This is a genomic window from Pantoea pleuroti (genome assembly GCF_014156615.1).
GTDB lineage: Bacteria > Pseudomonadota > Gammaproteobacteria > Enterobacterales > Enterobacteriaceae > Pantoea > Pantoea agglomerans.
The window spans coordinates 425,563-440,328 of sequence record NZ_SBFD01000004.1 but is presented as its reverse complement, the minus strand read 5'-3'; the positions used below and the strand labels follow the sequence as shown (position 1 = coordinate 440,328).

General features: G+C 56.1%; 13 protein-coding genes. 7 read left to right on the top strand and 6 right to left on the bottom strand.

Going from position 1 to position 14,766, the window contains the following annotated elements:
• The first annotated feature begins 58 nt into the window (after positions 1–58).
• Genes EPG66_RS12910 through EPG66_RS12900 form a run of 3 tightly spaced genes read left to right on the top strand, consistent with a single transcriptional unit; the run spans position 59 to position 5,167 of the window.
• The gene (locus tag EPG66_RS12910; protein WP_182687106.1) at positions 59–1,147 is read left to right on the top strand and encodes an efflux RND transporter periplasmic adaptor subunit; all 1,089 of its coding nucleotides are present in this window, start codon (positions 59–61) and stop codon (positions 1,145–1,147) included.
• Entirely contained in the window at positions 1,147–4,209 is a 3,063-nt protein-coding gene (locus tag EPG66_RS12905; protein ID WP_182687104.1) for an efflux RND transporter permease subunit, read from the top strand. Before EPG66_RS12910 ends, EPG66_RS12905 begins: the two co-directional genes overlap by 1 nt.
• Positions 4,202–5,167, top strand: coding sequence for an acyltransferase family protein (locus EPG66_RS12900; protein ID WP_069026887.1), 966 nt, complete (start codon positions 4,202–4,204; stop codon positions 5,165–5,167). The genes EPG66_RS12905 and EPG66_RS12900 overlap by 8 nt, the downstream gene beginning before the upstream one ends.
• Here the strand turns inward: EPG66_RS12900 and EPG66_RS12895 are convergent.
• From EPG66_RS12895 to EPG66_RS12880, 4 genes are all read right to left on the bottom strand, one after another.
• Positions 5,153–5,845 carry a DJ-1/PfpI family protein gene (locus tag EPG66_RS12895; RefSeq protein ID WP_083069367.1) on the bottom strand — a complete coding sequence of 231 codons (693 nt, stop codon included), beginning with the start codon at positions 5,843–5,845 and terminating at the stop codon, positions 5,153–5,155. The two genes, EPG66_RS12900 and EPG66_RS12895, sit on opposite strands and share 15 nt — an antisense overlap.
• A 56-nt stretch (positions 5,846–5,901) precedes the next feature.
• Positions 5,902–6,804, bottom strand: a complete 903-nt coding sequence (locus tag EPG66_RS12890) for an alpha/beta hydrolase (RefSeq protein ID WP_182687102.1) — start codon at positions 6,802–6,804, stop codon at positions 5,902–5,904.
• A 107-nt stretch (positions 6,805–6,911) separates the two neighbouring features.
• Positions 6,912–7,235, bottom strand: coding sequence for an AzlD domain-containing protein (locus EPG66_RS12885; RefSeq protein ID WP_010246806.1), 324 nt, complete (start codon positions 7,233–7,235; stop codon positions 6,912–6,914).
• Entirely contained in the window at positions 7,232–7,900 is a 669-nt protein-coding gene (locus tag EPG66_RS12880; RefSeq protein ID WP_182687100.1) for an AzlC family ABC transporter permease, read from the bottom strand. Before EPG66_RS12880 ends, EPG66_RS12885 begins: the two co-directional genes overlap by 4 nt.
• 111 nt (positions 7,901–8,011) lie before the next feature.
• Here EPG66_RS12880 and EPG66_RS12875 point away from each other — a divergent pair, with 111 nt between their 5' ends.
• On the top strand, positions 8,012–8,560 hold the full coding sequence (locus tag EPG66_RS12875) for a helix-turn-helix domain-containing protein (RefSeq protein WP_010246810.1): 549 nt from the start codon (positions 8,012–8,014) through the stop codon (positions 8,558–8,560).
• Here EPG66_RS12875 and EPG66_RS12870 read toward each other — a convergent pair whose 3' ends face one another.
• Complete coding sequence (locus tag EPG66_RS12870) at positions 8,561–8,899, bottom strand: ASCH domain-containing protein (protein WP_083069363.1); 339 nt, start codon at positions 8,897–8,899, stop codon at positions 8,561–8,563.
• 120 nt (positions 8,900–9,019) lie between these two features.
• On the opposite strand from EPG66_RS12870, the gene zigA reads away from it, so the two are divergent.
• On the top strand, positions 9,020–10,249 hold the full coding sequence (gene zigA / locus EPG66_RS12865) for a zinc metallochaperone GTPase ZigA (RefSeq protein WP_182687098.1): 1,230 nt from the start codon (positions 9,020–9,022) through the stop codon (positions 10,247–10,249).
• Positions 10,250–10,341: 92 nt separating this feature from the next.
• The gene (locus EPG66_RS12860; RefSeq protein WP_069026882.1) at positions 10,342–11,520 is read left to right on the top strand and encodes an NAD(P)/FAD-dependent oxidoreductase; all 1,179 of its coding nucleotides are present in this window, start codon (positions 10,342–10,344) and stop codon (positions 11,518–11,520) included.
• Between the two features lie 3 nt (positions 11,521–11,523).
• Here the strand turns inward: EPG66_RS12860 and EPG66_RS12855 are convergent, their stop codons facing one another.
• Positions 11,524–12,894 carry an aldehyde dehydrogenase family protein gene (locus EPG66_RS12855; RefSeq protein ID WP_069026881.1) on the bottom strand — a complete coding sequence of 457 codons (1,371 nt, stop codon included), beginning with the start codon at positions 12,892–12,894 and terminating at the stop codon, positions 11,524–11,526.
• A 459-nt stretch (positions 12,895–13,353) separates the two neighbouring features.
• On the opposite strand from EPG66_RS12855, the gene EPG66_RS12850 reads away from it, so the two are divergent.
• A complete protein-coding gene (locus tag EPG66_RS12850; protein ID WP_010246820.1) occupies positions 13,354–14,283 on the top strand; it encodes a RepB family plasmid replication initiator protein in 930 nt (309 codons plus the stop codon).
• Positions 14,284–14,766: the final 483 nt, after the last annotated feature.

Genomic DNA, 14,766 nt, shown 5'->3' with positions numbered 1-14,766 from the left:
TATTACGACTTAATGCTTATCAAACCGCAGTTTAAAAGCTGATGTTAAGGCAAAGAAAATGATTAAACGCAAGGTTATCCTCATTTTGCTCTGTTGTTTTTTTATGACAGCGTGCGATGAAAAAAAAGAACCGGATGCTCCCCCGCCCCGCGTAATTAAAGTTTTCACCCTTGAATCGGACATCGCTCAAAATATCCGGGTATTTCCTGCGCGTATTCAGGCGGGTGATAATACCGATCTCGCCTTTAAACGGGCAGGCCAGCTGGTACAGCTTGATATTCGTGACGGAACGCCCGTGAAAGCGGGACAGCTTCTCGCTACCCTGAATGATGCAGATGCGAAACTACGGGTACGCGACCGCCAGACGGCGCTGCAACTGGCGGAGCGACAATTTCAGCGCTTCAATACGCTGGCCCAGCGCAGCGCCGTTTCAAAGTCTGAGATGGATGTGCAGCGTGCTAATCGCGATGCCGCCGCGACTGCGCTGAAAATCGCACAGGAGGAGTTACAATTTCTTAGCCTTCGCGCGCCGTTTGATGGCGTGATTGCAAGGGTACAGGCGCGTAATCATCAGGTCGTGGCCGCCGGACAGCCCATTGCGCTGCTGACGAGTGCCGATTTGCTCGACGTCATCTTTACGCTGCCCGAAACCCTCTTCACCAGCCTCAATATCCAGAATATTGACTATCAGCCTGAGGTGCAGTTTAACGCCCTGCCAGGCCGCTTTTTCACCGCACAATACAAAGAGCATACCAGCCAGACGGATGCCGCCACGCTGACCTATCAGGTGGTGCTGACCATGCCGCGTCCGGCTGATCTCCCTGGCGTTGCCGGTCTCAGCGGCTCGGTGCGCGTCAGGCTGCATAACCTGCCAAATGCCCCTGCCCAGCCGCGTCTGGTCGTACCTGCAGCAGCGGTATTTAATCCCGATCGCAGCCCCACCAATCAGCCGCACGTCTGGCTGGTTGAGCAGGATGGCGAGGCGCTGCGCATCAAAGATCGACCTGTCGAAGTGGGTCGTCTCACCGCCCAGGGCATTGAAATCATCAGCGGGCTGAAGCCGGGCGACCGTATCGTTGCCGCCGGTGTGGGTGAGTTGCGTGAGGGTGAAGCGGTGCGCATCTGGCAGCGCGAGCGGGGGTTATAATGCGTATTCAGGAGCATTTTCTTGATAAACCCATTCGCATCTGGATGGTCATTCTGTTGCTGGGCGTGGGCGGAATCTATGCGCTGCTCAACATTGGCCGCCTTGAAGATCCGCTGTTTACCATTAAGTCGGCGGTGATTGTTACCCACTATCCCGGCGCGTCCGCACAGCAGGTTGAAGAGGAGGTCACGCTGCCGCTGGAGAATGCGCTGCAGCGCCTGCCGTCGCTGGACAATGTCACGTCCATTTCTGGCAATGGCCTGTCACAGATTACCGTTAATATTCATACCCGCTATCTGGCCGATCAGCTGCCGCAAATCTGGGATGAGTTACGTCGTCGGGTCGGCGATGCGGCCCGGCAGTTCCCGCCTGGCGTTCAGGCTCCGCTGGTCAACGATGATTTCGGCGATGTTTACGGCTACTTCTTCGTCATCCACGGTAAAGACTTTACCAACAGCGAACTGCGCAACTACGCCGATCAGCTTCGGCGCGACCTGGTGCTGGTGCCGGGTGTGGCTAAAGTTGCGGTAGCGGGCGTCGAGCAGGAGGAGATCCGCATCGCTCTCTCCGCCAGCAAAATGACCGCCTATGGTATGACGCCGCAGCGCGTCGCCGATCTGCTGAGCCGTAATAACAGCGTTGCCAGTGCCGGAACGCTGCGGGTCGACAGCGAATCCATCCGTTTTCATCCCACCGGTGAACTGCAGACGCTGGACGATCTGGCTAATCTGCCGATTCTGCCCGCTGGCAACCCACAGAACGTGCATCTGCGCGATATCGCCACCCTGACGCGTGGCGTTACCGACAATCCCGCCAATATCTACTTTGCAGACGGTGAAGCGGCTCTGGCTATCGGCATTTCGTTCGCGCCCGGCGTCAATGTGATTGATGTTGGCGACGCGCTTTCCGCCCGAATGGCGCACTATCAGCAGGATACGCCCGCCGGTATCAGCCTGAAGTTGTTCTATAACCAGGCGCATGAGGTAAAACAGTCGGTTGATGGCTTTATCCTCAATTTCCTGATGGCGCTGGCGATTGTGGTGGGAACGCTGCTGCTGTTTATGGGCCTGCGCAGCGGCATGGTGATTGCCGCCTCGCTGGCGCTTAACGTGCTTGGCACACTCCTGATCATGTACCTGTTTAAACTTGAGCTGCAGCGGGTGTCGCTGGGCGCGCTGATTATTTCGCTCAGCATGCTGGTGGACAATGCCATTGTGGTGGTCGAAGGGGTCAAAATCGATCATCAGCGCGGGCACCCTTTACAGCAGGCCATTACCCGCATGGTGCGGCGCACTGCCCTGCCGCTGCTGGGTGCCACGGTGATTGCAATTCTCGCCTTTGCACCGATTGGCCTGTCGCAGGATTCGACCGGTGAATACTGTAAATCGCTGTTCCAGGTGCTGCTGATTTCACTGATGCTGAGCTGGGTCACGGCGCTGACCTTAACGCCGGTATTTATCAACTGGAGTGAGAAGCGCCGCAGCACGGCTCAGCCTGAGCAAACCGAACCCTCGGCACCTTATCAGGGCATCGTATTCCGGCTCTATCGTCAGGCGCTGGTCGGCCTGCTGCGTTTCCGCCTGACCACGCTGACGGTAATGGTGGCACTGCTGGCTCTGTCGCTGTATGGCTTTACCCTGGTGAAGCAGAACTTTTTCCCCTCCTCCAGCACGCCGGTCTTTTTCACCGATCTCTGGCTGCCCTATGGCACCGATATTCATTACACCGCGAATACGGCGGCGGATATTGCCCGGTTCATTAATCAGGATCCTGAGGTCGCAGCCACGGTCACGACGGTGGGCCAGGGCGCTCTGCGCTTTACCCTGACCTATGACGCGGCACGGCAGTACAGCAACTTCGCTCAGATTATGGTGCGGGTTAAGGATGGCCGACAGCTTGATGCGCTGGCGCTGAAAACCGAGGCCTATATTGAGCAGAACTTCCCACAGGTGAATCAGCGCATCAAACGTATCCAGTTTGGCAGCGCCAGTGACAGCGCCATTGCCCTACGGGTGATCGGCCCCGATCCCGAAGTGCTGCGCCACATCGGCAGCCAGCTGGATGCCATTTTCCTGGCGGATGGCTCGACGTTCCCGGTGCGCAACGACTGGCAGGAGCGCAGCAAAGTGATCCGCCCGGTCTATTCGGCACTGCGTGGTCAGGAACTGGGTATCGATAAACGTGACATCGATCAGGCGCTGAGAATGAATTTCAGCGGTGACGCGGTGGGCATTTTCCGTGACGGTTCCCGGCTGATGCCGGTGATGCTCTACCCGGCTGATGAAGAGCGGCAGAGTGTCGATCACATCGAGAACATTCAGCTGTGGAGCGCCGCCCTGCAGCACTTTGTCCCACTGAGCAATGCGATTTCTGACTTCCGGCTGGAGTGGGAGAATCCGCTGATTATGCGCCGCGATCGTACGCGCGTGCTGACCGTACAGACCGATCCCGATCCCGCCTCAGGGTTAACCTCCGCACAGGTGGTAGCGCGGGTTCAGCCACAGATCGACCAGCTTAAACTCCCGGCGGGCTACCGGCTTGAATGGGGAGGTGAGCTGGAGAGTTCACGTGAAGCGCAAAGCGGGCTGCTGAGTTCGCTGCCGGTAGGATTCCTGGCGATGTTCATCATTACCGTGCTGATGTTTAACTCGCTGCGCGACGCCGTCGCTATCTGGATTACCGTGCCGCTGGCGCTGATTGGCGTCACCTGTGGCTTTTTGTTCACCGGTATTCCGTTTGGCTTTATGGCGCTGATTGGGCTGCTGAGCCTGTCGGGCATGCTGATCCGTAACGGGATCGTGCTGATTGAGGAAATCAGGCTGTTCCGGCAGGAGAAATCGCTGCAGCTGGCGATTATTGATGCCGCGACCTCACGTCTGCGTCCTATTCTGCTGACCGCCTTCACCACGGTGCTGGGCCTGCTGCCGCTGCTGCGCGACGTCTTTTTCCAGAGCATGGCGGTGGTGATTATTTTTGGCCTGGGGTTCGCGACAGTATTGACCCTGCTGGTGCTGCCGGTCATCTATCGTTGCTTCCATGGCCGGGAGGCACGCGGTGAATAAGAGCGGACTGGCAATGCTGAAGACGCTGGCCTGTATCACCGCCGTCTCGTTTTTCACGCTTTACCAGAGCTACGACAGCTACCATTACGACATCAATCTGACGCTGAACCTGCTGAGCTTTGTTTCGACAATCGCCACGCCGCTCTATTTTCTGCTCAGCGGCTATATCGACGCCGGTGAGCGGCATACGCCCGCGTGGCAGCTTGGCAAAATTCGCCGCATTCTGCTGATTTTTATCTTCTGGTTCAGCTTTTTCTGGTTTGCGGGTATGCATCATAAGGGCTATCTGATTCAGCCGTGGTTTGTAATTGCGCTGATTGTGATTTATGTGTCGCATCCGCTGATTGACCGACTTATTCAGCGGCCTGGGCTGATGGCATCGGGGATTTTACTGCTGCTGGTGTTAGCTTTTGCCTATGACCTGCTCGCCAGCCTCTACCCGGGCCAGCGGGCCTTTTCGCTGCTGCCGCAATACCGAATCTGGACCTGGGTGCTCTACTATCTCACGGGTCGGCTGATGGCCGCGCCGCGCGTGATGCAGTTGCTGACATCACCCAGAGTGATAAAGATCAGCCTGCTGCTGCTGCCCGCGGTTTATCTCTTTACCTGGCTGTATGAGCGTCATTACTTTCTTGCGCGCTTTCTGGCCACCCATAACGATGTGGTGCTGACGGGCTCACAGGTTTATCTGCTGGTGGTGCTGATTGTGATCAGCATTAACGCCATTCGCCTGCCGGAAAAAGTCCAGTGGCTGACGCCGTTTCTGACGACCCTGGGGAAGACCATGACCGGCGTCTATATCCTGCACTATCTGATTTTTGGCCTGCTGGCGGCGGCAATCCGCATCCAGACGCTGGGCGATAAACTGCTGGTCATCGCCCTGACGTTAATCTTCTCAATGGCGCTGTCACTGCTGCTGTTGCGCATCCCCGGCGTCAGTAAGCTAATCAGCCTGTAGTCGCCGTGCGGCTCGTTCGGTTGCCGCACGGCGAGTGGCAAGAAACTCAGCCATTTTCGCCCGTGCCTGCTCCACTTCCTGTGGCGGTGCGGTATGCGGCGAACCGCTGGTAAACGGCGGTTCGGGATCATATTCCATCTGCAGCTGAACCGATTTCGCTACCGCGTCACCCGAAATTTCTGCCACCAGCGTCAGGGCAAAATCGATGCCAGAGGTCACGCCTGCGCCGCTGATACGATTGCGGTCGCGCACCACCCGCTGACTGACCGGCTCCGCGCCCAGCAGTGCCAGTTGATCGATGGAACTCCAGTGCGAGGTCGCACGATATCCCTTTAGCAATCCGGCGGCCCCCAGCACCAGCGAACCGGTACAGACCGACGTAACCCACTTCGCCTGAACGGCCTGCTGGCGAAGGAAATTCAGCGTGACGTCATCCGACATCAGGGCGATCTGTCCCGGCCCGCCAGGCACACAGATCACATCCAGTGGCGGGCAATCTGCAAACGTAGTGGTCGGCAATATCGCCAGACCACGATCGGAACGCACCGGATGGCGATCTTTCCAGATGAGATGGCATTCGACATCAGGCGTGCGCGCAAACACCTCCCACGGGCCGGTTAAGTCGAGCTGAGTGACATCAGGGAACAGCAAAAGACCAATCTGTAGCAGACGATTCATGCGTGAACTCCGGGCAGGTGATGAAACGCCATCATGCCGCGATGCCCGGTCAGATATCAATTCCGGGTACCGGAGACTATTTCCAGCGTATCCACCAGCGACGAGGATAATATCTGGCCGTGACTCTGTCCGGGATAACGCGACAGAATCAGTCTGGCACCGCTCGGGCGAAGGATGTCAGTAAGCGCACGCTCTTCCTGCTGAAGATTGTCAGAGTGGCCGGTTCGGCGTTCGGTGATGCCATCACTCTCCATCAGATAGAGCGACAGATATTTAAGCGGGCTAGCCTCAGCGCGTCGTGCCAGGGTAAGAATGCGCTGATGATTCCAGCTCAGCGAGGGAGCAGCCGAAAAGTAATGGCTGAACCAGGCAGCATGAAAGAAGGTATCCAGCACGAACAGTCCGCCGTAGGAGTGACCCCAGAGCGCACGCCGCTGCGGATTGCTGGGCGCATGGCTTTCTGCCCACGGGACAATCCTGTTCAGCAACAGCTGACGAAACTGATGGCTCCCTCCACCTTTGCGGCCCTGAGGCTGAGTGACCAGAGTATCAGGCGCATCATTGGGTGGGGTGTAGTCGTAATTACGCGCCGCCACATCAAAGGGCAAATGGGTGTCGTAACCCACCGCGACCAGCACCGGCGGCGTGCCGCTGCTCAGCTTTTTCAGCAGAGGTTCTGTCAAATGTGCCATCGCCGCATTGCCATCCAATAGCCAGAGCACCGGATAGCCGCCTGGCGGCGCATCGCTTTTGGGGATAGCAAGCCACACACGATAGTGCCGTTCCCCATCCTGTGAGACAAACATTTTACTCTGGAAGCGATACCAGGCGGAGCCTGTGTCGGCGATGTTCCTGCCCAGCGGACGCATATCGGGTCGGGCAATGGCCGGAACCGCGGTTAAACCGACTGTTATCACAGTCAGCAGCATCAGGAGGAAACAGGTACGGACAGTGTTCATCCAGCAATCCCTGCAAGGTTATCGGACTAATCACGCCTGAGAGAGTGCCATCCTGACAAATTTTCACCGCGATAACATCCCCGCTTTTGCCGGGGTTAATGACATCCTCAGGGCACGCCGAGAAAACGCAACAGCGCCGTCATTGCCGCCGCCCCCAGAATAATCATAATCAGCGGCGCCCGACGCCACGCCAGCAACAGGGCAAAGCCTACACCCGCCACCCGTGCCACACCGGCAAAATGCTGACCTTCAAACAGCGTGGTGGTGGCCGCTACCGCCAGCAGCAATATCGTGGCGGCGTCGGAGAGCATCTGCTGGGTACGCTCGCTGATCGGCAGTCGGTTTCCCAGCCTGACGCCTGCAAACCGCATCAGATAGGTTCCGGCCGCCAGCAGAGCAATCCCGGCGATAATCATTCCCTGATGTGTCATTTGCGCGATCTCCATGTCAGCAGGCCCAGCAGTGAAAACAGCACCGGCATGCCCGCCGGAACCAGTGGCGTCGCCAGCAAGGAGAGCAGCGCGCCGACGGTCGCGGGGATCCGGGTGCGTCGCTGGCGCAGCGCCGGGAAGATCAGGGCGATCAGGATCGCCGGAAACACCGCATCCAGTCCGATCACCGAGACATCAGGAATAAACTGCCCGATTGCTGCCCCGAACATGACGCTGACCGGCCATATCAAGCCGATACCGATACCGCACAACCAGTAAGCGCTGCGGCGTTGCGCCAGTTGCGGCTGAGAGATGCCAAACACCACACTTTCATCGTTCATGATGTGACAGCCCAGCCAGCCTGACGGACCCTGCCCCACCAGATCCTTGACGGCGATGCCAAACGGCAAATGACGTGCATTTACCAGCAGGCCCGCTGCGGCGGCGGTAAATGGACTGCCGCCACCGGCCACAATGCCGATAAACAGGAACTCCGACGCCCCGGCCAGCACCAGCGTTGAGAGCGCCAGCGGCACCCAGAGCGGAAACCCGTCGGCCGAGGCCAGCGAGCCATAGGATAATCCAACAATTCCATCAGCCAGGCAGACCAGAAAAATCGCTTTGATCACCCCTTTGTCCAGCAACTGCATTTGCGGAAAAAGCATCACTCTGTCTCATAATGAACATATAATCCGATATAATGAACACCGCGACAGCGTTTTACAAGATGAACGTTATGTTCGATATAAAAAACATTCAGGTAATCAGGAGTGCGTTTGAATACCCCTATCAGCATTATTGCCAATGCCTTAGTACGTGAACGTCAGCGAGCCGGTCTTTCACTGGCTGAAGTGGCGCGCCGCGCAGGGATCGCCAAATCTACGCTGTCACAGCTGGAAGCGGGTAATGGCAATCCGGGCATTGAAACCCTGTGGTCGCTTTGCGTAACGCTGAACATTCCATTTTCACGGCTGCTGGAGCCGGATGCGCGTCGTCTGCAGGTGATTCGGCGTGGAGAGGGCCTGACGGTTACCGCCGATCTGGCCGATTATCAGGCCGTTTTGCTGGCCTCCTGCCCGCCCGGCGTTCGGCGTGATATCTATCTGCTGGAAGTTCAGCCCGGCAGCGAACGCATTTCCCAGCCCCATATCCCCAATACCATTGAGCATATTATTATCGCTAAAGGGCGTGCGCTGGTGGGCCCGGTCGACAGTGCAGTGGAGCTGGATGTAGGCGATTACATTACCTATCCGGGCGATGAGCTGCATATCTTTCGGGCGCTGGAAGCCGATACGATGGCGCTGCTGGTGATTGAGCATAGCTGATCACGGTTTAGTGAGCTTCTGCAGGGTTTCTGCGGGCGTGAGGTGAGTAATCAGCTGCACCTCACTGCTCAGCCTGATCTCCGGATAGTGCTCGCGCATCCCTTCCAGCAGCACCTCATCAGGCCATTCCTCCTGTTTCCCCAGCGTCGCGGCGATTTCGCTTAAGCGCAGCGTGTCGACCTGCTTCACCCACACGATTACCGCGTCCGTTTCATCGTGCTGATTCACCAGTCTCAGCGGACCCATAGTGATATCGCCCTCCTGCCAGCGAATCGTCGAGGTTTTCTCTCCGGACCTGACGGCTGGCATCAGACGCGGGACAAGCGTGAGTTGTTGCATTTCCACTCCCTTTTAAAACGCTCATTGATACCCGAAACAAAAACACAAATCCGGATTGAAAACAAACTCATTAATGTTATGTTATAACGTATCTCTAATCGTGTTTTCACAGGTAACACCATGACACTCTCTGCTCTGACATCCGACGATCCGCGTCTGCCGGTTGCCGTTCTCTCCGGCTTTCTCGGTGCCGGTAAAACTACCCTGCTTAATCATATTCTGAACAACCGCGAAGGACAGCGGATCGCGGTGATCGTCAATGATATGTCTGAAATTAATATTGACGCTGCGCTGGTACGCAATGGTGGCGCGCAGCTCTCCCGCACCGATGAAAAGCTGGTCGAAATGAGTAACGGCTGCATCTGCTGCACGTTGCGTGAAGATCTGCTGCTGGAGGTAAAACGTCTGGCTCAGGCCGGGCGTTTCGATCACCTGGTGATTGAGTCTACCGGCATTTCTGAACCGCTGCCGGTCGCCGAAACGTTTACGTTTGAAGATGAAGGGGGTGAAAGTCTGTCAGCCTATGCCCGGCTGGACAGTATGATCACCGTGGTCGATGGCTTCAACTTCCTGCGCGATTATCGTTCAGCCGATGATCTGCAGTCACGTGGCGAATCGCTGGGCGCGCAGGATGAGCGCTCAGTGGTTGATCTGCTGGTGGATCAGATTGAGTTTTGTGATTTGCTGGTGCTGAACAAAACGGACCTGCTCAGCCCGGCGCAGCTGCACCAGTTGAAGAGCATGCTGCAGGCGCTTAATCCGCACGCGCTTATTGTGAACAGTGAGTTTGGGCAGGTTCCGCTGGACTGTCTGCTGAATACCGGCCGGTTTGATTTTGACCGGGCAGCGCAGGCACCCGGCTGGCTGCAGACCCTGCGCGGTGAGCATCTGCCGGAATCGGAGGAGTATGGCATTCGTAACTTTGTCTATCGGGCCCGTCGTCCGTTCCATCCGCAGCGTTTCTGGCATGCAGTAAACCACCAGCTTGATAACGTGATCCGCTCTAAAGGCTACTTCTGGCTGGCCAGTCGGCCGGAATATGCCGCGATGTGGTCGCAGGCGGGCGCAGTGGCACGTCAGGGTTATGCCGGGCGCTGGTGGGTCAGCGTGCCGCGAACTGAATGGCCACAGGATGCGGATTCGCTCAACTTTATCGCTGAACAGTGGCAGGAAGGTACCGGCGATGCACGCCAGGAGCTGGTGTTTATCGGCATTGAGATGGACGAGAAGAGCGTCCGTGCCGCACTGGATCATGCGCTACTGACACCGCAGGAGATGGCAGCAGGGCCTGAACAGTGGATCACTCTGGCCGATCCGGTGCCCGCATGGTTCGATGAAACCACCGCCTGACGCTGCGGTTGACGTACTTCTTTGACTTCGCAATAGTAAACGAACCGGCGGGTAGCAGTTTTCCACTAATCCCTGTTCAGGAGAGACCAGATATGCCACAACGTATTGCCGTAATCGGTGCAGGCGTGCTGGGTTTAGCCGTCGCGCAGTCATTGTCGCGACGGGGCGCACAGGTCACCGTCTTCGATAAAAACTATCCTGGCAGCGGAACCAGTCAGATCAGCTATGCCTGGGTCAATGCCAACGGCAAAGAACCCACCAGCTACCATGATCTTAATGCCCATGCGATAGACGAGCACAAGCGCTGGCAGGCTAACCATCCTGCATCGCCCCGATGGCTGCTGGAAACCGGCACGCTGGAGTGGGCAGCCGATGAATCATCCCTGCGCCAGCTGGCGCAGCGCGCAGCAAAGCTTACGACACTCGATTACCCTGTAGAGAAGCGTAGCCGCGCCGCGTTACTGGGTACAATGCCCGAGTTGCGGCTCGATCCCCGCGTTCAGCACGCCTGGTCTTTCCCGTCGGAGTGTCTGCTTTATCCGAGCCTGTTTATCGCCTCTCTGCTGGCTGACCTGCGTACCAGTGGCGGGCAGCTGGTCTGCAACAATGAAGTGACGACGCTGACTGAATCGGCGCAGGATGTCCATCTTACGCTGGCCAGTGGGGATGAATGGCGCGGCGATCAGCTGGTGCTGGCAACCGGTCGCTGGGCGCCGGAACTGATAAGTCAGTGCGGGCTTGAACTGGCGATGACCGATGCGAACCGCGCCGATCCTGTTGCCTGCAGTTTTCTGGCGCAGACCCAGCCTCTGCCGATCCCACTTAAATGCAATCTGATTACCCCGGAACTGAATGTGCGGCCGGATGGCGGTGGCCGTCTGATGCTTCAGGCGCTGGATCTGGATCAGCACGCCGATCCCGCACGCCCGGTCTCGCCGGATGGACTGATAGGCAAAGAGATGCTGCGTCGATTGCGGCGGCTGTTAAAAAACACCGAAGGCGCGAGAATTGAGCGGATTGAAACAGGACAGCGGTCGCGTCCGTCAGATGGTTTGCCGGCATTAGGCTACATCAGCGAGTCAGCACGCGTTTATCTGATGGTCAGCCATAGCGGCATGACACTTGCCCCATTGCTGGGCAGACTGGTGGCTGAGGAGATGCTGAGCGGCACAGCGTCACCAATGCTGAGTGCGTTTGCACCGCATCGGTTGCTGCGTCCGCTCAGTGCGGTCGCTAAAACAGCGCCCGCTTATCTTCCGTCGGCACAGTAAATACTAGCGACGATTCTTCCACACGGTCTGCACGTTACAGAATTCGTGCACACCAAAGTGCGACAGTTCACGGCCGTAGCCGCTTTTCTTCACACCACCAATGGTAACGCGCGGATCGGACGCGCCGTTGCCATTTATAAACACAGCACCGACTTCCAGCTGCAGCGCCAGACGATCGGCAATTTCTTCATTACCGCTCCAGACGGTGGCGCTGAGGCCAAATTCGCTGTCGTTGGCGATCTCCAGCGCATGTTGTGGATCCCTGGCGACCGCAATAGCGGCTACCGGGCCAAACAGCTCCTGCCTGAACGCGGTCATGTCGCTGGTGACATCAGCGAGGATGGTCGGTGCGTAGTAGTTACCCTGCCCTGCCACTTTCTCGCCGCCCAGTACCAGACGTGCACCTTCTCGCAGCGTGGCTTTTACCTGTCCATCCAGTTCGTCACGCAGATCGGCGCGTGCCATCGGGCCCAGGAAGGTGTTTTCATCCAGCGGATCGCCCATGGTGAGTGCCTGGACCGCGGCAGTGAAGCGTTTTTCAAATTCTTCAGCGATCGGAGCTTCCACAATGAAGCGTTTGGCAGCCATACAAACCTGCCCGGTATTCTGGAAACGTCCAATAACGGCTGATTTAACCGCTTCATCAAGATCGGCATCCGCCAGCACGATAAAGGGATCGGATCCTCCCAGTTCCAGCACGGTTTTCTTAAGTGCTGCGCCCGCCTGTGCAGCGATCGCGGCGCCAGCCCGGACACTTCCGGTAACGGCAACGGCGGCAATGCGGTTATCTTTGATGGCTACGGAGACACCGTCGTTATCAACGTTGATCAGGTTAAAGCCGCCAGCAGGCAGATCGGTTGCCCTGAACAGCTCAGCCATCAGTGTGGCGCTTCCCATGACGTTAGGCGCGTGTTTGAGCAGATAGGTGTTGCCTGCCAGCAACATACTCACTGCGCCCCGCAGAACCTGCCACAGGGGGAAATTCCATGGCATCACAGCCAGGATCACCCCGATGGGACGGAATCGCTGCCACGCATCGGCAATCTGAGTGGGCTGATCGGCCAGCATTGCAGGGCCATGTTCCGCATACCAGTCGCATAAGTTAGCGCATTTCAGAACTTCAGCGCGTGCCTGTGCAATGGGTTTACCCATCTCCAGGGTGATCATGCGGGAAAGATCCTGCTCACGCAGGCGGATCTGTTCGCCAAGCTGACGCAATACGCGAACGCGGTCCGTCATGGTGCTGTGTTTCCATGCTGCAAAAGCAGATGCGCTTTCAGTCAGTGTCTGTTCCAGCTCTGCACTGTTCTGCAAAGGATAGCGTGCCAGAATTTCACCAGTTGTGGGATTACGTGATAGGGCATGTTCAGTCATGGTGCCGTTTTCCTCATTCTGTCAGTGATGGAGAGACGATACGCGCTGTAGTTGATGATGAAAAATGAATAATAGTGAGGAAGTTGTTTATTTATTGAGAATGAATGCTGCTATGGCTGATTAGCCTGTCAGGCATTGGGCAGATTTCGGGCCAGTTTTTGCTGATGGTCAGCACGTCTTAAAATGATGTCACGCCTTAAGTTTTCCACTTATACAGTGACCAGATCCTAATAAACGATCCTTAATAGATCATATAGAGATCCTAAGAGATCCCCGATCGTCGCAGGCCGCACCCCACAAGGGCTGAAAGGGTGATCGCGTTCACTATAATCAGTAAAGTGTTCACTGTAATCAGTACTTTATTCACTGTACCAGGTAGAATGTTCACTGTAAACAGTGCTAATGTTCACTGTAGTCAGAAAACGATCCCTTTCATCCACAGAATGAAGATCTTACGCCATGGCAGATAAAGACAACGAAAACAAAGCGTTACTTGAACCTTTTCTGTCAGTGACAAAAAACAGTGGTGAAGTTATTCAGCTTCATCCCAACAAGAATAATACCGTTCAGCCTGTCGCTTTAATGCGCCTTGGGTTGTTCGTGCCGACGCTGAAATCTACTGCACGCGGTAAATCCGGTGCTATGGCATCAACGGATGCGACGAAAGAACTGAAGAATCTGACGCTGGTGAAAGCGGAAGGCTACGAAAAGATTACCATTACCGGCGCGCGGCTGGATATGGATAACGATTTCAAAACCTGGGCGGGTATTATTCAATCGTTTTCCCGCTACCCGACCAAAGGCGATACCGTCACGCTGCCATTTATCGACTTTGTGAAGATGTGTGGCATTCCCTCTGCCAACTCTTCAGCCGCCCTGCGTAAGCGTCTTGATGCCTCTCTGCGCCGCATCGCGACCAATACGCTCTCCTTTGAAGGTAACGGTAAGGCGTATCATACCCACCTTGTTCAGTCTGCTTATTACGATCGCGAAAAAGATATTGTGCGCATCCAGGCAGACCCCAAGCTGTTCGAACTCTATAACTTCGACCACAAGGTCCTGCTTCAGCTCCGTGCGATATCCCGTCTGAAGCGTAAAGAGTCTGCACAGGCGCTTTACACCTTCCTGGAGAGCCTGCCAACCAATCCGGCGCCTATCTCGCTTGCACGCCTGCGTATGCGCCTGAACCTCGGCTCTAAGACCACCACGCAGAACCATGTCGTACGGCGCGCGATGGAGCAGCTGAAAGAGATCGGTTATCTGGATTACTCAGAAGTGAAGCGTGGACGCTCAGTCTTTTTTATTATCCACAGCCGTACGCCTAAGCTTGATGGCATCAGTAATCTGGAGAGCATCGATTCGCTGGATGAGATCGAGTTTGATGATTAACCCCTCACGTTCACTATAATCAGTATTCCTGCGTGGCAGTGTCACTTTCTGCGTTACCGGTGACATTGCGCCATCTGCACTTAGTTCACTGTAATCAGTATTCTCCAGGCATTCACTGTGATCAGTAACGTTCACTGTAATCAGTATCCGGGCCGCTGCGCAAAAGTGTTTTCATCCCCCTCTCCCTTCTGCGTACCATATTATAAGGCTTTGTAAGTAAGTTAGTACTTACTCTCGTACTGGTTAGCACTCACTTATACTGTGTTTACTGATTACAGTGAATGCTCTGACTTCAGTTGGCTAAGCCCCTCTCTGCTGATTACAGTGAATCCTTTTTACTGACTACAGTGAATGCCTTTGCTCTGCCCTGTTCTCAAAGAGCATTACCGGCTGGCCAGCAAATCATGGCTGGATGCGGTTTACCATGATGGGTCTGCTCAGCGTGTATCAGATGATACTTATGACCAGAGGGAACAGAGGGAC

Coding starts and splice junctions, on each gene's coding strand:
- EPG66_RS12910 (WP_182687106.1), top strand. CDS start 59: ATGATTAAACGCAAGGTTATCCTCATTTTGCTCTGTTGTTTTTTTATG.
- EPG66_RS12905 (WP_182687104.1), top strand. CDS start 1,147: ATGCGTATTCAGGAGCATTTTCTTGATAAACCCATTCGCATCTGGATG.
- EPG66_RS12895 (WP_083069367.1), bottom strand. CDS start 5,845: ATGAATCGTCTGCTACAGATTGGTCTTTTGCTGTTCCCTGATGTCACT.
- EPG66_RS12890 (WP_182687102.1), bottom strand. CDS start 6,804: ATGAACACTGTCCGTACCTGTTTCCTCCTGATGCTGCTGACTGTGATA.
- EPG66_RS12885 (WP_010246806.1), bottom strand. CDS start 7,235: ATGACACATCAGGGAATGATTATCGCCGGGATTGCTCTGCTGGCGGCC.
- EPG66_RS12880 (WP_182687100.1), bottom strand. CDS start 7,900: ATGCTTTTTCCGCAAATGCAGTTGCTGGACAAAGGGGTGATCAAAGCG.
- EPG66_RS12870 (WP_083069363.1), bottom strand. CDS start 8,899: ATGCAACAACTCACGCTTGTCCCGCGTCTGATGCCAGCCGTCAGGTCC.
- zigA (WP_182687098.1), top strand. CDS start 9,020: ATGACACTCTCTGCTCTGACATCCGACGATCCGCGTCTGCCGGTTGCC.
- EPG66_RS12860 (WP_069026882.1), top strand. CDS start 10,342: ATGCCACAACGTATTGCCGTAATCGGTGCAGGCGTGCTGGGTTTAGCC.
- EPG66_RS12855 (WP_069026881.1), bottom strand. CDS start 12,894: ATGACTGAACATGCCCTATCACGTAATCCCACAACTGGTGAAATTCTG.
- EPG66_RS12850 (WP_010246820.1), top strand. CDS start 13,354: ATGGCAGATAAAGACAACGAAAACAAAGCGTTACTTGAACCTTTTCTG.